Source organism: Levilactobacillus fuyuanensis, assembly GCF_003946395.1.
Classification (GTDB): Bacteria; Bacillota; Bacilli; order Lactobacillales; family Lactobacillaceae; genus Levilactobacillus; species Levilactobacillus fuyuanensis.
Genome location: NZ_RHNZ01000001.1, coordinates 82,187 through 101,545, shown reverse-complemented (window position 1 = coordinate 101,545; position 19,359 = coordinate 82,187). Strand labels below are relative to the sequence as shown.

The 19,359-nt window shown below is 48.8% G+C and carries 20 protein-coding genes; 16 read left to right on the top strand and 4 right to left on the bottom strand.

Annotated elements, in window-relative coordinates:
• Positions 1 to 49 precede the first annotated feature (49 nt).
• Entirely contained in the window at positions 50 to 256 is a 207-nt protein-coding gene (locus EKM73_RS00485) for a hypothetical protein (protein WP_125700055.1), read from the top strand.
• A gap of 170 nt (positions 257 to 426) precedes the next feature.
• On the opposite strand, the gene EKM73_RS00480 is transcribed toward EKM73_RS00485, so the two are convergent.
• From EKM73_RS00480 to EKM73_RS00470, 3 genes are all read right to left on the bottom strand, one after another.
• A complete protein-coding gene (locus EKM73_RS00480; RefSeq protein WP_191988602.1) occupies positions 427 to 1,389 on the bottom strand; it encodes a diacylglycerol/lipid kinase family protein in 963 nt (320 codons plus the stop codon).
• Between the two features lie 519 nt (positions 1,390 to 1,908).
• Positions 1,909 to 3,588, bottom strand: coding sequence for a ribonuclease J1 (rnjA, locus tag EKM73_RS00475; RefSeq protein ID WP_125700054.1), 1,680 nt, complete (start codon positions 3,586 to 3,588; stop codon positions 1,909 to 1,911).
• Positions 3,585 to 3,803 (bottom strand): DNA-directed RNA polymerase subunit epsilon, encoded by a 219-nt coding sequence (locus tag EKM73_RS00470; RefSeq protein WP_020088779.1) that lies wholly within the window; start codon positions 3,801 to 3,803, stop codon positions 3,585 to 3,587. The genes rnjA and EKM73_RS00470 overlap by 4 nt, the downstream gene beginning before the upstream one ends.
• Before the next feature lie 191 nt (positions 3,804 to 3,994).
• On the opposite strand from EKM73_RS00470, the gene EKM73_RS00465 reads away from it, so the two are divergent.
• Complete coding sequence (locus tag EKM73_RS00465) at positions 3,995 to 4,492, top strand: hypothetical protein (protein WP_125700053.1); 498 nt, start codon at positions 3,995 to 3,997, stop codon at positions 4,490 to 4,492.
• Between the two features lie 87 nt (positions 4,493 to 4,579).
• Here the strand turns inward: EKM73_RS00465 and def are convergent, their stop codons facing one another.
• On the bottom strand, positions 4,580 to 5,140 hold the full coding sequence (def, locus tag EKM73_RS00460; RefSeq protein WP_020088777.1) for a peptide deformylase: 561 nt from the start codon (positions 5,138 to 5,140) through the stop codon (positions 4,580 to 4,582).
• Between the two features lie 276 nt (positions 5,141 to 5,416).
• Between def and pdhA the strand changes: the two genes are divergently transcribed.
• The 14 genes from pdhA to EKM73_RS00390 all read left to right on the top strand — a co-directional run bounded on the left by pdhA (position 5,417) and on the right by EKM73_RS00390 (position 19,317).
• Positions 5,417 to 6,532 (top strand): pyruvate dehydrogenase (acetyl-transferring) E1 component subunit alpha, encoded by a 1,116-nt coding sequence (pdhA, locus tag EKM73_RS00455; RefSeq protein ID WP_125700052.1) that lies wholly within the window; start codon positions 5,417 to 5,419, stop codon positions 6,530 to 6,532.
• 2 nt (positions 6,533 to 6,534) lie between these two features.
• Positions 6,535 to 7,512, top strand: coding sequence for an alpha-ketoacid dehydrogenase subunit beta (locus EKM73_RS00450; protein ID WP_020088775.1), 978 nt, complete (start codon positions 6,535 to 6,537; stop codon positions 7,510 to 7,512).
• A 74-nt stretch (positions 7,513 to 7,586) separates the two neighbouring features.
• A complete protein-coding gene (locus tag EKM73_RS00445) occupies positions 7,587 to 8,894 on the top strand; it encodes a 2-oxo acid dehydrogenase subunit E2 (RefSeq protein ID WP_125700051.1) in 1,308 nt (435 codons plus the stop codon).
• Positions 8,895 to 8,902: 8 nt separating this feature from the next.
• Complete coding sequence (gene lpdA, locus EKM73_RS00440; protein WP_125700050.1) at positions 8,903 to 10,330, top strand: dihydrolipoyl dehydrogenase; 1,428 nt, start codon at positions 8,903 to 8,905, stop codon at positions 10,328 to 10,330.
• Positions 10,331 to 10,695: 365 nt separating this feature from the next.
• Positions 10,696 to 11,601: a Rossmann-fold NAD(P)-binding domain-containing protein gene (locus EKM73_RS00435; protein ID WP_125700049.1), complete on the top strand. Its 906-nt coding sequence runs from the start codon at positions 10,696 to 10,698 to the stop codon at positions 11,599 to 11,601.
• Between the two features lie 3 nt (positions 11,602 to 11,604).
• Positions 11,605 to 11,901 carry a UPF0223 family protein gene (locus EKM73_RS00430; protein ID WP_020088771.1) on the top strand — a complete coding sequence of 99 codons (297 nt, stop codon included), beginning with the start codon at positions 11,605 to 11,607 and terminating at the stop codon, positions 11,899 to 11,901.
• A 3-nt stretch (positions 11,902 to 11,904) separates the two neighbouring features.
• Entirely contained in the window at positions 11,905 to 12,696 is a 792-nt protein-coding gene (locus tag EKM73_RS00425) for an inositol monophosphatase family protein (protein ID WP_020088770.1), read from the top strand.
• Positions 12,697 to 12,835: 139 nt separating this feature from the next.
• Positions 12,836 to 14,680: a translational GTPase TypA gene (typA, locus tag EKM73_RS00420; RefSeq protein WP_125700048.1), complete on the top strand. Its 1,845-nt coding sequence runs from the start codon at positions 12,836 to 12,838 to the stop codon at positions 14,678 to 14,680.
• 297 nt (positions 14,681 to 14,977) lie between these two features.
• Positions 14,978 to 16,132 carry an FtsW/RodA/SpoVE family cell cycle protein gene (locus EKM73_RS00415; RefSeq protein ID WP_125700047.1) on the top strand — a complete coding sequence of 385 codons (1,155 nt, stop codon included), beginning with the start codon at positions 14,978 to 14,980 and terminating at the stop codon, positions 16,130 to 16,132.
• 16 nt (positions 16,133 to 16,148) lie between these two features.
• Entirely contained in the window at positions 16,149 to 16,430 is a 282-nt protein-coding gene (locus EKM73_RS00410) for a YlbG family protein (protein WP_125700046.1), read from the top strand.
• Complete coding sequence (gene rsmD / locus EKM73_RS00405; protein WP_125700045.1) at positions 16,427 to 16,987, top strand: 16S rRNA (guanine(966)-N(2))-methyltransferase RsmD; 561 nt, start codon at positions 16,427 to 16,429, stop codon at positions 16,985 to 16,987. Before EKM73_RS00410 ends, rsmD begins: the two co-directional genes overlap by 4 nt.
• Positions 16,987 to 17,472: a pantetheine-phosphate adenylyltransferase gene (gene coaD / locus EKM73_RS00400; RefSeq protein WP_125700044.1), complete on the top strand. Its 486-nt coding sequence runs from the start codon at positions 16,987 to 16,989 to the stop codon at positions 17,470 to 17,472. Before rsmD ends, coaD begins: the two co-directional genes overlap by 1 nt.
• On the top strand, positions 17,473 to 18,519 hold the full coding sequence (locus EKM73_RS00395) for a SepM family pheromone-processing serine protease (RefSeq protein ID WP_125700043.1): 1,047 nt from the start codon (positions 17,473 to 17,475) through the stop codon (positions 18,517 to 18,519).
• Positions 18,520 to 18,615: 96 nt separating this feature from the next.
• Positions 18,616 to 19,317 (top strand): helix-hairpin-helix domain-containing protein, encoded by a 702-nt coding sequence (locus EKM73_RS00390; protein WP_125700042.1) that lies wholly within the window; start codon positions 18,616 to 18,618, stop codon positions 19,315 to 19,317.
• Positions 19,318 to 19,359: the final 42 nt, after the last annotated feature.

The following is a 19,359-nucleotide window of genomic DNA, read 5'->3' as shown; positions in this document are numbered from 1 at the left end:
TAAGAAAACGGGAATCAAAAACTAAATTTGTTAAAGGAGTTGTGTAGTGATGAGTAATCGGGTAGAGATTCTGGAAGAGTATCGGCAGGCTAATTCACAGCTAGCCACGTTGAAAGAAAAGGAATCCGCAACTGTTCAAAGTACTAGTGAAACCGTACAGATTGAACCGCGGTATGGTGAGGAAATGAACTACCTCAGTAATAAGTGCGCTCAACTAGACATGATTCTGGAAGCAATGGATGCTTCTGAAGATTAATCATAAACTGTCGTTGGTTAGTGCCAATGGCGAGAGGATGTGGTCACGATCACATCCTTTTTTTGTGCTTTCATAGTTACTGAAAACACCTGAAAAACGTCCCATCAGATGCAGCGCAAAGGCTGAATCCGATGGGACGTTCTTTAGGTTACTCAAAATTACTTAATGATCTAAATTGTCGTATCGAACCAAAAAGGATACTGCTTGAGACCCACGTAAACGTCAAAGAATCGTCCACCCATCTCTTCGCCGTCTAATTGGCCGTATTCGATGGCCGGAACGGTGAGGTGGACACTTGATGCCTGATAGTAGTGAACGGCCTTAGACGTCAAATGACGCTTAAATACGAGACGTAGGGCTAACCACATCAATTTAAAGAAGTTAGGCTTTTCAATGACGACCAAATGTAATTTGTGATCGGTAATGGTTGCGCTCGGGGCAATACCCACGCCACCGCCGAAGTAGGGGTGGTTGGTGGTCGTGACCAGGAAGGCATTGGGGTAGATATCCCGTTGATTGCCCACGTGCACAGTTAGCGTGAAGCCCGTCTGGTTGTAGTACACATCCAGGGCGGAAGCCAGGTAAGATAATTTTCCCATATGGTGCTTGTTGAGCCACACCTTGGCTTTGGACTGGTTTGCCTGTGAAATGATAGCAGCGTCGAAACCAATCCCCAGGTTATTGGTGAACACACCCCGTTCCTGCTTGATTGTCTCGTTGTAACTGCCAATGTCGTAATCGGTCGCGTGGGTACACTGAATGATCTGTTTGAAGGCGTCTTGCCATTTAAGCGCCATGCCAGCACCCCGGGCAAAGTCATTGCCAGAGCCGATCGGTAAGTAGGCAACCGGAATGGGGTGGGTCCGTGGTAGCTTGGTGAGGCCGTTAATGGCTTCGTGAAGGGTGCCATCGCCACCAACGGCGAGGACAACCCAATTTTGATGGGGTTCATCGGGTAATTTTTTGGCAAATTGCTCGCTTAAAAGAATCGCATGATTCGCATATTCCGAGATGGCAAGCTGATAAGAAACCTGGGCGGCATCAAGGGCTTGCTTGATTTCCGGCCAGAGTTCCTTTGCACGTCCGCTGCCCGCGTGCTCGTTTAAGATGATATAGAACTGGACACTCACCATACTTCTCCTCTCAATTATTAATCTTCACTATTATAAACGAAATCGACCAAACTGCCTAGTGATTCCGGCGGAACTTTCCTTAGTTATAAGGTTTTTGTGAGGAAGTGGAGATGTGGGGGATTGGTGAAGCAAGTCTTAGAGGGGGAGATTGGGAGGGCGTGTTGAATTGACTCTCTTGTTGCGGGGATATACTGAGATGGTTATTTTTGTTTGGGGCCTCGCTCTCCTGCAACATGGCCGAAACGTGCTCCGCAAGGCAGGTTCCTGCGATTAACTCCGCCAAGCCAAAAATCCAGGCCCGGGATTGGAGCGTTGTGGTTATATTTATTTGGGGCCTCGCTCTCCTGCAACATGGCCGAAACGTGCTCCGCAAGGCAGACTCCTGCGCTTAACCCCGCTAAGCTAAAAATCCAGGCCCGGGATTTTCACCTTAGCGACGTTAATGCTCAGAGTCTAACCGCCTTGCTCCGCACTCTTACCCACAAAAAAAGGCGCCATCACAGCGTCTTCTTCTTATATCTACTTAGTCATAATGAACATTGGCAAGATCATAGGGTGACGTTCCGTCTTCGCAAATAGGAAGTTTTGGAGGTCATCAATGACCGCGTTTCTAATTGAGGCTTCGGTAGCCTTAGGATTACGCATGGCCCGACGAATCGTTTGGAAAACACGACGACGGCCTTCGTTTAGCAACTCACCGGATTCACGCATGTAGACGAATCCACGGGAGAGCAGGTCGGGGCCGGCCTTGATTTCTTGATTCTTGAGGTCGATGGTGGCAACCACGACAACTAAACCTTCTTCAGAAAGTAGTTGGCGATCGCGTAAGACCACGTTACCAATATCACCGATACCGGAACCGTCGATGTAAACATCGCCAGCGGTAAAGTGACCCGCAACCCGGGCAGAGTCTTGCGTTAAGGCTAAGACATCCCCGTTTTGCAGAATGAAACTGTGATCTAACGGTACACCACACTGTTCAGCCAGTTCGGTATGGATCTTTAACATCCGGTATTCCCCGTGAATTGGCATGAAGAATTTCGGTTGCATCAGCCGGAGCATCAGCTTCTGTTCTTCTTGACCACCGTGACCGGAAGTATGAATGTTATTGACCTTACCGTGAATGACGTTAGCGCCGGCTTCTTCCAGTTCGTTAATGACCCGGTTCACCGAAATGGTGTTCCCAGGAATTGGATTACTGGAGAAGACAACAGTATCGCCAGGTTGAATGGCAATTTGCCGGTGGGTTCCGTTGGCGATCCGTGAAAGGGCCGCCATGGGTTCACCTTGCGAACCGGTACATAGAATCATGACCTTTTCAGCGGGGAGAGAACGAATGGTGTTGGCATCGACTAACGCTTCGTCAGGGATGTTCAAATAACCCAGTTCCCGGCCGTTGACAATGGCCGCTTCCATGGATCGGCCAAAGACAGCAATTTTCCGTCCGTGCGCCAACGCCACTTCACAAGCCGTCTCGATACGTGAGATGTTGGAAGCAAACGTGGCAAAGATGACCCGGCCTTCAACTTGGTCGAAAATCTTGTGAATGGATTTACCCACCCATTTTTCAGATTTCGTCCAGATGGGGCGTTCGGCGTTGGTACTGTCTGACATGAGACAGAGCACACCTTCAGAGCCCAGCTTGGCCATCTTTTGAAGATCAGGCGGCTGGTTGGTAACGGGAGTTAAGTCGAACTTATAGTCCCCCGTTTCCACAATCGTGCCGACTGGTGTGTGAACAGCAACCCCCAGCGTATCGGGGATGGAGTGGGTCGTTCGGAAGAAAGTCACACTCATCTTCCGAAATTTAAGCACAGTATCATCGTCAATTGTGTGTAGCTCAGTCGATTTAAGTAATCCGTGTTCTTCGAGCTTGTTCTTGATCAATGCTAAGGCTAAGGGACCAGCGTAGACTGGGACGTTCAAAGCCTTTAACAAATACGGGATACCGCCAATATGATCTTCGTGGCCGTGGGTAATCACTAGCGCCTTGATCTTAGACTGGTTCTCGACGAGGTATTGGTAATCGGGAATGACATAGTCGATCCCTAATAATTCGTCTTCAGGAAATTTAATACCGGCATCGATCAGGATGATTTCGTCCTGAAATTGGATACCGTAAGTGTTCTTCCCGATTTCTCCAAGTCCACCCACGCCAAAGATAGCGGTCTCGTTATTTTTGACGTTTAACTTGTTCATTCATTGAACTCCGTTAACTTGTAATTCGGATTCTGTTGCTCGTAAGCGAGGGTACTGCCTTCCATCGCTTCGATGAATTCGATATTGTGTTCCGTGTGTGCCTCTACTTGGGCCCGAGCTTCAACTTCGGTGTCCGCTTCCAAATAGAGAGAATGGGTATCCTCGCGCTTAGGATTCCGCTTTTTATCGTTTTGGTAATAAACTTTATAAATCACTGACAAAACTCCTTTAACAAAATAATTTAACTCGTCAGTAAGACGGCGGGTCATGGGTCCTTCCGAACTGCGGGTTGCTTACACAACAATTAGCACAATTTTAGCATAGTTTCAGGCGATTGTATAGAATTACCACTGGATGACAAAACATGCTATGATTAAGCTAACGTAAAGTGAACGGAGGAGACACCATGGCACTAATAGTAGAGATCATCATTGGGATTATCATTGCCATCGTGATATATGAAATGATTCACCGGACCATCGTGCAACGGGCGACCCGAATTGTTCGCCGGTCTGCCCAGGATGAGACGGATGTGGCGGTCAAGGCGGCCCTCCAACGCCTGGTCAACGAAGATGTTCTGACGGAACCCGAATGTCAGATTGAGGCTGCCGAAACGGTTGCCGATGTCTGGGGTCGGGGGGTCATGTCATTTGAGTATAGCTTTCCCGCTGGTTTGGATACCGAGCGTCGGTTGCCGGAGCTTGAGGCGGCTTTTAACCAAGCGTTGGCTAGTTTTTGTGCCGATCACGAGGTGAAGTCGGTCGTCAGTGGTTCGGCCTTCGTTGTCAGTGACATCTGGGTTTACACGGGCGAGCTGCATTTGGATGTGGCATACTTGATGAATGAGTCCACCGTAGAATATATGAAGGATTTGAAGAAGTTGGGTGACCCAAGTGTTAAGTGAGTGACCGAACTAAAAGAAACTTAAATTAAAAGGCGTCTTGGTTTTCGCAAAATAATTGTGAAAACCAAGACGCCTTTTTTCAAACAACTACTCAATCATGATGGTATCTTCAGCGCGACTGAATGGTTGGTCCTTGTCAATGTGGTCGTAGAATAACGTCCCGTGTAAGTGATCAATCTCGTGTTGGCACACGATGGCGGGGTAGTTCTTCAAACGCAGTTGGTGCTTTTCACCGTTAACGTCGTAGTAACGCAGCGTGATTCGGTCGTGACGTGGCACGAAACCGGGCACGTCCTTGTCGACGGAGAGGCAACCTTCACCCTCGGTCAATGCCCCGAGCTGAACGGATTCAGAGACGATGACGGGATTGATGATGACGTCTGTGAACGGTGACTTACCGTTTTCTTCTGCTGGTGGAACCAGTACGGAGGCCATCTTCTTGGAAACACCCACTTGGGGAGCGGCCAGCCCAACGCCGGCACGTAAACCATACTTCTTACATTGTTCTGGGTCTTGGGAAACGACCAGGTATTCCATTAAGTCCTTAGCGAGTTGCTGATCCTCTTCTGACAGGGGGAAAGTGACTTCTGCCGCTTCCTTACGCAGTACGGGATCGCCATCTCTGACAATATCTTTCATGAGAAACAAGAGCATTACCTCCGCAATTTATTCATAACTAATTTCCATTTTAACATATCAGGCAGTCAAAATGAAATGAAAGAAAACGATTTCCATACATTAAAAATAGCGAAAGCTGATAATCACAAGCGTTATCAATGATTTCGCGTCAAACCTTTATTTACGTCAATGAAAGGGCTTGCAACGGTTGTGAAAAAATGGTACTTTAGGGGTGTAGTCAGGAAACGCAACGTTAACTCACTCTATGTTAACAATTTCATATCAAGTGAAAGGAAAGTGTTACTTATGGCTAATGGAAGCAAACAGATTGTAGACTTTGCCAAAATCAAAGCTACGATGGCCGACCCATATAAGCACCCGGTGCAAGTCATTGACCGGGAAGGGAAGGTTGTTGATCCAGACACGTTGGCGAAATATTCAGATGACCAACTTGTTGACTTCATGAAGAAAATGGTTTGGGAGCGTACGTTACACGAACAAACAATGAACTTCTCCCGTCAGGGTCGCCTCGGATTTTATGCTCCAACTGCCGGTGAGGAAGCTAGTGAAATGGGGAGTGTTACTGCATTCAAGCAACAAGACTTCCTATTACCTGCATACCGTGATTTACCACAAATGATTCAACACGGGACTACCGTTGCAAAAGGTTTCTTATGGTCCAAAGGTCATGTTCAGGGGAACCAACACGAAAATCCTAACATGCTCTTCCCACAAATTATTATTGGTGCTCAATACGTAGAAACTGCCGGCGTAGCTTTGGGGATCAAGAAGAACGGTGACGAAGACCGGGTTGCCTTCGTCTACACCGGTGATGGTGGGACGTCACAAGGGGACTGGTATGAAGGGGTTAACTTTACCAGTGCCTTCCAAGCTCCAGCCGTATTCTTTGTTCAAAACAACGGTTGGGCAATCTCCGTACCACGTTACAAGCAAACTGGTGCTGAAACCTTAGCTCAAAAAGCGGTTGCCATGGGTGTTCCTTCTGTCCAAGTTGATGGGATGGATATCGTGGCTGTTCACGAAGTTTCAAAAGCTGCTCGTGAATTTGCTGCTGCTGGGAATGGTCCAGTGGTTATCGAAACGTTAACTTACCGTTATGGTGCACACTCCTCTGCCGGGGATGATCCGTCACGTTACCGGACGAAGGAAGAAGAAAAGCCTTGGTTCGATGCCGATCCATTGATTCGGATGCGGAAAGTCTTAACGGACAAGGGTGTTTGGTCACAAGATCAAGAAGACAAATTAGTCGACGAATACAAAGACGAATTTAAGCAAGCAATGAAGGAAGCAGAAGCAGCACCAGCACAAAAGGTTTCCGACTTCCTGAAGTGGACTTACAATGTTCCTACTCCAGCGGTTAAGAAGCAAATTGCAGAATTCGAAGCAAAGGAGTCGAAGTAATCATGGCTAAAATGACGTATATTAAAGCGATCACTTCTGGTCTGGATCAAGTCTTAAATGACGATCCCAAGACTTTGATCTTCGGTGAAGATGTTGGTAAGAACGGTGGTGTCTTCCGGACCACGATTGGTCTGCAAGACAAGTATGGTGAAGACCGGGTCTTCGATACCCCATTGGCTGAATCCGGTATCTTAGGATTGGCAATCGGGTTGTCACTGACCGGCTGGCGGCCAATTCCAGAAATCCAATTCATGGGCTTCACGTTCGAAGCAATGGATGGGATTGTTGGACAATTGGCTCGTGACCACTACCGGTTTGGTGGCCAAAAGAACTTCCCAGTTACTGTTCGGACACCATTTGGTGGGGGGACTCATACCGCCGAAATGCATGCCGATAACTTGGAAAACTACTTCACCAGTACTCCTGGGCTGCGGGTGGTTACACCAGCTAACCCATACGATGCAAAGGGCCTGATCATCTCCGCTGTTGAGAGCGATGATCCAGTGCTGTTCATGGAAAACCTGAAACTGTATCGTTCAATGAAGGATGAAGTGCCAGATGAAAAGTACACGGTTCCGCTAGATTCTGCGAAGGTTGTTCGTGAAGGGTCCGACATTACTATCGTGGCCTACAGTGCAGAAGTTAACGAATCTCTGACAGCTGCCGATGCTTTGGCTAAAGACAATATCTCTGCCGAAGTTATTGACTTGCGGTCACTGTCACCAATTGACACGGATACCATCTTCGCTTCCATCGACAAGACCCACAAGGTTGTTGTCGTTCAAGAAGCCCAACGGATGGCTGGTGTCGGTGCCGTGGTAGCTTCCGACATTGCCGAAGAAAAGATCATGTCCTTGGACGCCCCAATCGGCCGGGTAGCTGCACCAGATAGTATTTACCCATTTGCCCAAGCTGAAAATGATTGGATTCCAAATGCCGATGACATCGAAGCCAAGGCACGCGAAATCGCTAACTATTAATTCAAACTTTAAAAATAAAGATTAAACAAAATGTGGGAACATCCTGCATTAAATGAAAGAAAGGAAGTTTTCCCATGGCTTATACGTTCAAACTCCCTGAGCTTGGTGAAGGAATGGCCGAAGGCGAAATTTCTTCATGGCTTGTTAAAGAAGGAGACGCCGTCAAGGAAGACGACACATTAGTCGAAATCCAAAACGATAAGTCTGTTTCGGAATTACCATCACCCGTTGATGGTACGATTTCAAAGATTGTGGCACAAGAAGGGGACACCGTTGAAATCGGCGATCCATTGATCGTGATCGATGACGGCTCCGATACGCCACCTGATTTAGGTAAGGGTGGGGATGCTGCACCAGCTGAAGAAGCCGCACCAGCACCCGCTGCCGAATCTGAAGCTGTTGCGCCAGCACCTGCTGCCGCACCAACCGGGGTTCCAGCTGCATCCGATCCTAATAAGTTAGTCATGGCAATGCCATCTGTCCGGCAACATGCCCGCGACAAGGGTGTTGACATCACTCAGGTCACCCCAACCGGGAACCATGGTCAAGTCTTAAAGGCTGATATCGATAACTTCAATGGCGCCGCCGCACCAGCACCAGCTGCTGCCGCACCTGCTGCACCAGCCGCTGCGAAAGCAACTGGTCAAGCTATCAAGCCTTGGAACGCCGACCGGCCTGAATTGGAAACGCGTGAACCAATGTCACCAATGCGGAAGATCATTGCCAAGAGCATGCGGACTTCCAAGGATATTGCGCCACACGTTACGTCATTCGATGAAGTTGAAGTGTCAGCTCTGATGGCTAACCGGAAGAAGTACAAGCAAGCAGCTGCCGACAAGGGTATTCATTTAACCTTCTTACCTTATATCGTCAAGGCTCTGGTTGCCGTAATGAAGGACTTCCCAGAACTGAATGCGTCAATCGATGACACCACGCAAGAAATTGTGACGAAGCACTACTATAATATTGGTATCGCTACCAACACGGATCACGGTCTGTATGTACCAAACATCAAGAACGCGGATTCCAAGGGTATGTTCGAAATTGCCAAAGAAATTAGTGAAAACTCACAAGCTGCTTATGATAACAAGTTATCACCAGCATCCATGGCCGGTGGGTCCATTACCATCAGTAACGTTGGGTCTATCGGTGGTGGCTGGTTCACACCAGTTATCAACCAACCTGAAGTGGCAATCTTAGGGGTTGGCCGGATTGAAAAGGCACCTTACGTCAATGAAGATGGCGACATCGTTGTTGGCCGGATGTTGAAGCTTTCCATGAGTTACGATCACCGTTTGATTGACGGGGCCTTAGCTCAGAATATCTTAAATGAACTGAAAGCATTGCTTCATGATCCAGAAATGCTCTTAATGGAAGGATGACAGAAAATATGGCAGATGTTGAAAAAAAGGATACCGTCATCATTGGTGCCGGCCCCGGTGGCTACGTAGCCGCAATTCGGGCTTCTGAATTAGGCCAAAAAGTAACTTTGGTTGAAAAATCCGATACGCTGGGCGGTGTCTGCCTGAACGTTGGTTGTGTCCCTTCCAAAGCATTGATCCAAGCGGGTCACCGGTTAGAACAGGCCAAAGATGGTTCCACTTACGGGATTTCGACGAGCTCGGCTGAGATCGACTTTAAGAAGACCCAAGACTGGAAGCAAAAGAAAGTCGTTGATCGGATGACCAGTGGGGTTAAGATGCTGATGAAGAAGCATCACGTTGACGTGGTCAATGGTGAAGCGGTCTTCTTGAGCGACACCCAATTACGGGTAATGCCAACTGGTGAAAAGCAATTCATGTCTACGGACACGGGTCAAACCTTTGAATACAATAACATCATTATTTCAACGGGAAGTCATCCCATTGAAATCCCTGGATTCAAGTTTGAAGGCCGGGTCATCGACTCGACTGGTGGGCTCAACTTACCAGAGATTCCTAAAGAATTTGTTGTTATTGGTGGGGGTTACGTTGGGACTGAATTAGCGGGCGCATACGCTAGTTTAGGCGCTCATGTAACCATCATTGAAGGAACGCCATCGATCTTACCAAACTTCGAAAAAGACATGGTTTCTGTTGTGCTGAAGAACTTGAAGAAAAAGGGTGTTGATGTCATTACCAGCGCCATGGCTAAGGGCTCTAAGCAAGACGATAACAGTGTTGACGTTACTTACGCCGTTGATGGCAAGGAAACCACGATCAAGGCAGATTACTGCATGGTCACGGTTGGCCGGAAGCCAAACACGGATGACTTGGGTCTGGAATACACCAAGGTTAAGTTAAATGACCATGGTCAGATCGAAGTCGACAACCAAGGCCGGACCGCTTCAGAACATATCTGGGCGGTTGGTGATGTGGTTCCTGGCGCAGCATTGGCTCACAAGGCCTTTGCCGAGGCCAAGACCGCTGCCGGTGCCATCTCTGGTGAAAAGACGGCAAACGACTGGTTAAGTGTCCCAGCAGTTTGTTTCGCCGATCCAGAATTGGCAACGGTTGGTTACACGCAAGCCCAAGCCAAGGACAAGGGTATCAAGGTCAAGACCGCGAAGTTCCCATTTGCTGGGAACGCACGGGCTGTCTCCCTGGATGTTCCTGAAGGCTTTGTCCGCTTTGTCTACACGGACGATGAGAATAAGAACATCGTCGGTGCCCAAGCGGTAGGTCCTGAGGTTAGCACCATGACCGGTGAATTATCACTCATCGTGAATGGTGGGTTGAATGTGGAAGACGTCGCTTTGACGATTCACCCACACCCAACATTAAACGAACCGATCCAAGAAGCTGCGGACATTGCTTTAGGGTTCCCAACCCACGTCTAACGGCGACTTGTGACAACTCTAGTTTTACGGAAAGGGTCACTCCTAGTGAGTGGCCCTTTTTCGTGACCAATGAACAATTGGGGATGGTCGCAATCGGTTAAGACGAGAGGTGCGCAATCTGGCCAGCACTCGCCACCTTCGGTCAATTCAAGGTTGGATGCCTTTCGCGCTACAGCAGGCAATGATAAATTTTAGTCTTGGGACGCTCTAACTTGCTATCCGGCAAGGTTCACTTATAATGGGACTATGTGGTCATTTTCGGCGTAAAATATTTAGAGCACTGTGACCGTTTGGTTATGCAACGGTCCGCTTAGGTTTAGGCAATGGCCCCGTAGCTGGGGGATTGCGGTAAAAGGAGGGTCACCATGAAACCAACGTTACTTATTCAAGGGAATTTTGATCAAGCCAGTCAATTGGTTCACCAGTTGCTGGTGATGAACTTACCACTCGACTGTGTGGTTATGCCTAATGCGACTGACGACACGCCACGGTACCAACCATTAGTGGTGGCCAGTGCCTTATGCCCGCGCCTCACGGTTCGCGTGGGAACCGCCGCAGATTATGGGCAGGCTACGTGGTTGGTCGTGTTGGATCGGTATGCGGCGGAATTGCCAATTGCTGATCGGATCGCTGAACTGCGGTTATTGATGAAGCATATCGTTGAGAATGGCTTCAACGGGCAGCTGGTTTTTTCGGGTGAACAGGATGAGCTACTCAGCTACTTTGCGTGGAAATTCTCAGGCTTACCGGCGGGTCAGATCTGGGGGTTAGGTACGTATCCGCTGACAAGATTGCTGACGTACCGCTTGGCTGAACGGCTTGGTGTGGGGGCAACCGTCATTCAGGCGACCGTTGTTGGGACAGCCCAATCGCCAATCGTTGCCTGGAGCCGGACTTACGTGGGGCCGGCTCCATTGCTGATGTATCTGGCCAATGCCGATGCAGATTTTGACGCAGATGACTTGGATAAGATGAGTACCTGGTTGACGCGTGAGGCGGCCGAGCAACAGGATACGCTACGTTATATGGCGATTATTCGCTTGATTCAGGCCACCTTGTCACAGCAACCGGTGATTGCGCCAGTCACCAACATTCATGAGGAGACACCTGCATTTGCAGCGGCCTCACCGGTGTTGGTCGGTACCAAGGGGATTCAGCATTTAACCAATCTGGTCTTGTCGGAAGATGAGCAGCAGGCCTACGGGGCTCAGATTGCAGAAATTAGAGAACAAATTACGGCGATTGAAAGCCAACAAACGGAGGGAAAATAAATCGTGACCCAATCATCAAGTAATTATGAGTATCCTTTACAGGCCGACTGGTCGACCACGGATATCGTGGCAGTGACCACGCTGTATCAGCGGGTGGAGGACGCCTATGAAGTCAATCAGGGTGTGCCAGCGGACGTGTTAATTGCGGCCTACCGTGATTTTCAGAAGGTCGTTCCACAAAAATTTGAAGAGAAGCAACTGGGACGTGACTTTGAGAAAGCGTCTGGCTATAGTATTTACCGCACCATGAAGCAAGCACGCGAACAGGGCGGTCGAATTAGGATGAAAGGGGCACGTTAAACGATGAGTGAAGATTGGCAGCAAGTAGCACGCGATGTATCAGCCTTATTACGAGAAGGCCGGCGACAGGTTATTGCTAAAATGGCCGGTCCTATGACGGTCGATGAGAAGACGGGGCGCAAAGACCTCGTGACTAATATTGATAAAAGTAACGAACAATTTTTAATTGCTGGTATTCGGAACATGGACCCAACGGCCAAGGTCTTAGGTGAAGAGGGCTTTGGTGATAAGCTGACGAGTCTTGATGGTCGCGTGTGGATCGTGGACCCAATCGATGGGACCATGAACTTTGTGAAACAGCATGACAACTTTGCCATGATGATTGGCATTTATCAGGATGGCGAAGGCCAACTCGGATTTATCTATGATGTGATGAATGACGTACTGTATGCTGGGGGACCGGCTGTTGGCGGCGTTTGGGCCAATGACCAACAAATTTCAGCACCGGCTAATTTGGCTTTATCTGAAGGCTTAATTGGCGCCAGCGCACCGCTAGTGGTTCATGATACGGCTCACATGCAGAAGATTGTTCATGATAGTGCCGGTATGCGTATCTACGGGAGTGCTGGGATTGAAATGATTAATGTTTTATTGGGGAAGACGTTAGGATACATTTCCTACCTTAAGCCATGGGACATTGCTGCCGGTCAAGTTATGCTAAACTTTTTGGGTGTTCGGGTCTCAACCATTGACGGCCAGCCGCTCAATATGCTATCATCTAACCTTGTACTAGTAGCGACGGAAAAAGCGCAACGTGATATTCTCCAAATTGAAGAAGATGACGTCTCACTGTGACACGGTCACAGTTTTTTTATGCGGCCGGTCGGTACAGATGGACTTTATTACTCAATCACGCTACAATAAGCGTACTTACTATCGATGTAAGCATGCCGTGATCCATCTAATTCAACAAGCATGAAAGGAAGAAATACACTTGAAATTCAGAGATGATATCCGTAACATTGCCATCATTGCCCACGTTGACCACGGGAAGACGACCCTGGTTAACGAAATGCTTAAACAATCCGATACGTTAGACGAACATACGTCCATTGGCGACCGCGCCATGGATACTAACGCAATCGAAAAGGAACGGGGCATCACGATCCTGTCCAAGAACACCGCTGTTCGTTACGGCGACAAGCAAATCAACATCTTGGATACCCCAGGACATGCCGATTTCGGTGGTGAAGTTGAACGGATCATGCGCATGGTCGACGGTGTTTTACTGGTTGTCGATGCCTACGAAGGTACGATGCCACAAACCCGTTTCGTTTTGAAGAAAGCTTTGGACCAACACTTGACCCCTATCGTGGTTATCAACAAGGTTGACCGTGAAGGCGCTCGTCCTTCCGAAGTTGTTGACGAAGTTTTGGACCTCTTCATCGAATTAGGTGCTGACGAAGACCAACTGGACTTCCCAGTTGTTTACGCTTCAGCTATGAACGGGACTTCAAGCTACGATCCAGAATTGGACACGCAAGAACACACAATGAAGCCTGTCTTTGATACCATCGTTAAGCACATTCCAGCTCCAATTGACAACACTGACGAACCTTTACAGTTCCAAGTTGCTATGTTGGACTACAATGACTTCGTTGGTCGTATCGGGATTGGCCGGATCTTCCGTGGGAAGGTTAAAGTCGGCGATAGCGTTACTGTTATGAAGCTTGACGGTTCTAAGCAAAACTTCCGAGTAACCAAGTTATTTGGGTACTTTGGTTTGAAGCGTCTTGAAATCAACGAAGCCCAAGCGGGTGACTTGATTGCCGTTTCTGGGATGGATGAAATCAACGTTGGTGAAACTGTTGTTGCACCTGACACGTTGGAACCACTTCCAGTATTACGGATTGACGAACCAACGCTGCAAATGACTTTCCGGACCAACGACTCACCATTTGCTGGTCGTGAAGGTAAGTTTGTGACGTCTCGCCAAATCGAAGAACGTCTGAAGCGTGAACTTCATACCGACGTTTCCTTACGTGTTGACGACACCGACAATCCTGGTGCCTGGGTCGTATCTGGTCGTGGTGAACTTCACTTGTCCATCTTGATCGAAACGATGCGTCGCGAAGGTTACGAATTACAAGCTTCTCGTCCAGAAGTTATCTACAGAACAGTGGACAACGTTCGTTGCGAACCATTCGAATCTGTTCAAATCGATACGCCTGACGAATATACTGGTTCAATCATTGATACCCTTTCACAACGTAAGGGTGAAATGAAGAACATGGAAGCCGTAGGTAACGGTCAAACCCGTTTGACTTTCTTGGCCCCATCACGTGGATTGATCGGTTACTCAACCGAATTCTTATCCTTAACTCGTGGTTACGGGATCATGAACCACACGTTCTCCAAGTACTTGCCAGTTATCAAGAACTGGAATCCAGGTCGTCACAACGGGACTCTGGTTTCTATCAACTCTGGTAAGGTAACGACTTACGCCATCATGGCCGTTCAAGACCGTGGGTTAATCTTTACTGATGCCGGTACTGAAGTCTATGAAGGTATGATTATTGGTCAAAACAGCCGTGACAACGACATTTCTGTCAACATCACGCGTGGCCGTAACCAAACCAACGTCCGGGCTGCCGGTTCTGAAGATATTGCCAAGGTTAAGTCACCATTGAAGATGTCTCTGGAAGAATCATTGGAATTCATCAACGAAGATGAATACTGTGAAATCACCCCAGAACACGTTCGTTTACGTAAGCAAATCTTAAACACGAGCGAACGTGAAAAAGCTGCCAAGAAGCGGAAGACTGCTTCACGGAAGTAATTTCTAAAACTTAATTTAAATTCGAGCCGGTAATGGCTGCAGGAAACTGCGGTTGTTGCCGGCTTTTTGTGTAAGGTGAATTGGTCAACTGGAATGTGACCCGTGGCGATGGAGAATAGCGTGAGTTGTAGTCGGCTGTGCTAACGGAATTTTGGTAGTTGTGAGGGGCCGATACAAGCCTTATTGCCAGCTATGGCATTCCTTCCCAGTTTTATCACAATCTTAAACGCAAGCTATGCTATAATATAAACATTCGATTACCGTCTACGGGCGGCAGGCTTGGAGCGAGTGAAACATATGCGGAAGTTAAAATATTTGGACTATTGGCTATTTGTGCCATACTTAATTTTGAGCCTTTTTGGGATCGTGATGGTGTACTCCGCCAGCGCTGATATCGGCTCACAAAATGGGGGGAGTCCCGGTAGCTACCTTGTGAAGCAACTGCTTTACGTGATTCTGGGACTGGCCATCTACACCTTTATGGTGCTCATGAATTTAAATAAATTACGTGACAAGAAAATCCTGAAGTATGCCAGTGTGATTGCGATTGGGTCATTGCTGTTCCTGTTGATTATCGGTAAGACCATCAACGGGGCGGCCGGGTGGATTCGATTGGGCCCGATTAGTATTCAACCCGCCGAATTTGTGAAATTTTATCTTATCATTTGGTTAGCGCACGTCATTGATCGACGTCAGGATGCCATTGCCATTGAGGGCTGGTGGGCTGTGATGCTGCGGCCCGTCCTCATCAGTGCGGTGATGATCGGCTTGATCTTTATCCAACCGGATTTAGGGGGAGCGACCATCAATGCCAGCATCGTCTTTGTGATGTTGCTGTCTAGTGGTTTTAATTGGAAGCGGGCCATTACTTACTTCTTGGGGGCAATCTTAGTGGTTATAGGAATAATCTTCCCATTGGCCGTTAAGATTTCCGAGATGGGTTTTGCTAAAAACGTTTATCAACTTCAACGGGTCGTGGCTTTTGTGAATCCATTTGAGCATTCACAGGGCGTTGGGCAACAGTTGGTGAACTCCTATTATGCGTTGAGTAATGGGGGGATTTTGGGTGTTGGTTGGGGAAATAGTATCCAGAAGACCGGGTACTTACCCGAACCCAATACCGACTTCATCATGGCCATTTTGGCCGAGGAACTTGGGCTAATCACGGCTTTAGGCGTGATTACCTTACTGTTTTTAATTATTACCCGGACAGTATTGGTCGGGATTCGGAGTAATTCTGCTTACCACACGCTGATTTGTTACGGTGCGGCCACCTATTTAACGGTGCAAACGCTGTTCAACTTAGGTGGGGTCTTGGGCTTACTGCCAATTACCGGGGTGACGTTCCCATTTATCAGTTACGGGGGGTCCAGTACCTGGACACTTGCACTGGTCATGGGGGTCGTCATGAATATTAGTGCGCGGCAGAAACGTTACCGCGCCACACATTAACTGAGGAGGTCGACTGATGGTATTTGAAATTCAACCACGACAGAGTCTGATCGTGTATACGTATAGTTTGAAACAGACCCGCCAATTGAAACGCTACGGTACCGTCATGTATGTGTCTAAGAAGATGCGTTACGTGGTACTGTACGTGGATCAAGCGGATGTGGCCTCATTGACGGATCAGTTGAACCACTTACGCTTTGTCAAACGGGTCGTTGCGTCACAACGGCCAGAAATCAATGAAACATTTAATGGTGTCGCCGAAGAGATGGCGGCTGCAACGAAGGATGATGATGAATGAGAATTGTAGCAGGTGATTTTGGTGGTCGGCGACTCAAGGCCGTCCCCGCTATGGCCACGCGGCCAACTACGGACAAGGTCAAAGAGGCCCTGTTCAATATCATTGGCCCTTACTTTGATGGGGGTCGTAGTCTGGACTTGTTCGCCGGGTCCGGTGGGTTGAGTATCGAAGCCGTGTCTCGTGGCGTGGAGCAAGCCGTGCTGATTGACAAGCAATACGCAGCTATTAAGACGATTAAGGATAACGTGGCGGTCACGAAGGCCCCAGAAAAGTTTGAGATTCTGAAACGTGATGCCAATCGGGCCTTGAAGGAACTCGCCGATCGAGGGGATCAGTTTAACTTGGTCTTCTTTGATCCGCCATACGCGCAGCAAAAGATTGCCGAACAGATGGCAACACTCCGGGAGCTGGGATTGTTGGCGGCTGGTGCACGAATTATCTGTGAAACGGACCAGAATGCGCAATTGCCCGACGATATCGACGGTTTTGACTTCGTTGAACGCCGAGACTACGGGATCACCGAGTTGACGATTTACGCGTTAGGGAGTGAAGGGTAATGACGATTGCAGTCTTTCCAGGAAGCTTTGATCCACTGACAAATGGCCATTTGGATCTGATTCAGCGCGCTAGCAAGATGTTTGATCACCTGATTGTTGCGGTGGGGCAGAATACGTCCAAACGGGGGGTCTTTACCGCCAGCGAACGGGTCGCCTTTATCGAGGCGGGTGTGCAAGATTTGCCAAACGTTTCAGTTCAGGTCGAAACGGGATTGACGGTTGATTTTATGCGGTCGGTCAATGCCACGGTCCTAGTTCGCGGGTTGCGGAATAGCACAGATTTCGAATTTGAACAGGGCATTGCTGGCATGAACCGGGCACTGGACGACCAGATCGACACAGTTTGTTTGATGGCGGCGCCGAAGTATCAATTCGTCTCGTCCAGCTTATTGAAGGAAGTTGCCCAATTCGGTGGTGACCTGACGCGGTTGGTACCGCCAGCGGTCGCTGAAGGACTGCGGGAGCGATTGGAGCGTGACAAGTAGATGTGGAAGTTGACGCGTCATCAGTGGCGTCAAGTCATCGGTACGCTGATTTTAGCGATTGCCGTCTTGGCGTTTTTCTTTATGCCGCTACCCAAGTACATCGAGGGCCCCGGTGAAGCGGATAATCTCAAGACTTTTGTGAAGATGCCCGGACATCCTGACAAGGATAAAGGGAAGTACATGATCACCTCCGTGGCGTTGGCACAAGCACGGCCGGCGACTTACCTGTATGCCAAAATGAATTCAATCTACAGCATTGAAAGTGTGGATGCCGTGACGGGTGGGCAGAGTAATGCCACCTACGATAAGGTTCAGGACTTTTACATGCAGAGTGCCATCAACGAGTCGATCTACACGGCCTATAAGTCTGCCAAAAAGCCGGTGACGCGGAATTATCTGGGAATCTACGTGCTGAGCGTGGATCAGAAGTCGCCGTTTGCCAAGCAACTCCAGGTTGGCGATACGGTAACTAAGGTCAATGGCCGTCATTTCAATTCAATGGTCGGCTACCAGCAGTACATTCAGCGCCAAAAAGTTGGGGCGAAGGCCACGATTACCTATCGCCATAATGGCAAGACGCACGCGGCAACGCAGAAGTTGATGCGGTTACCTACGAAGAAGGCTGGTATTGGCATCACCCTGACGGATAACGTGAAGGTGACGGCCAAGCCTAAAGTCACGGTCGATGCCGGAAATATCGGTGGACCGTCTGGTGGGTTGATGTTTAGCCTACAGATCTATACGCAGGTGACGGGCCAGAATCTCCGTCACGGCAAGAAGGTTGCCGGGACTGGGACGATTGACGCCAACGGTGATGTGGGCGAGATTGGCGGAATCGACAAGAAAATTGTTGCAGCCAAGCGCGCCGGTGCGACCGTCTTCTTTGCCCCGTATGTCAAGCCAAGTAAGTTACTGTTGAAGTATGAAGAACAGCACATGACCAATTATCAATTGGCTAAGAAAACGGCGAAAAAGTATGCGCCAAATATGAAGGTTGTGCCCGTCAAGTCCTTTGACGACGCGGTTCATTACCTGAAAACGCATTAAGTTGAAATTCCTCTTTGGAAAAAAGAGGAATTTTTTTGATTTTAAAAGTTTATTTTGCCTTTAATTACGGAGTTAAGAGTAAAGGGGGCAATTAGCATGCAAATGATTGGAGATTGGTGGTTGGGGTTAGCACGGCGTTATCAGCTCATTATTGGTGGGATACTCGTTGTTGTGGTGGGCATCGTTCTGGGTGGTTGGCTCATCACGAGTCATGCGGCACCCGCGCCTTTACCGGCAGCGGTGCCACCAGCACAGGCACAGACGAGTCACGCATCGAGCCACGCGGCAACGGGAGTCAGTACGGCCAATCGGGTCAGTAGCCACGATACCCGCGTCTTTGTGGACGTTCAGGGGGCCGTGGCTCATCCAGGATTATATGAGTTCACGGAGGGCATGTGGGTCGCCGATGCGGTCAAATCTGCCGGTGGTTTAACGGCCAAGGCCGATCGCCAACAGGTGAATTTAGCTTCTCGGTTGACCGATCAACAGCAGTTAGCTATTCCGATGAAGGGTGAGAAGTCCACAGACACTGGTAGTAAGGAGACGACCGCGGCCAAGACAGCTAGTCAGTCTGGCAGCGGCGGCGCTAAATCTAGTGGGCCGACAGCAGTTATCAATTTGAATACGGCAACGGTAGCGGATCTTCAGCAGCTGACCGGGATTGGCGAAAAGAAGGCCCAGAAGATCGTCGACTATCGGACGGCTCACGGTTCCTTTCAGACGGTGAAAGATCTCACCCAGGTGCCGGGATTCGGCGAGAAGACGGTGGCTAACTTGCAAGATCAATTAACCACTTAGATATTTGGAATTGGCGACAACCAATGGCCTATTGGCGGCGGT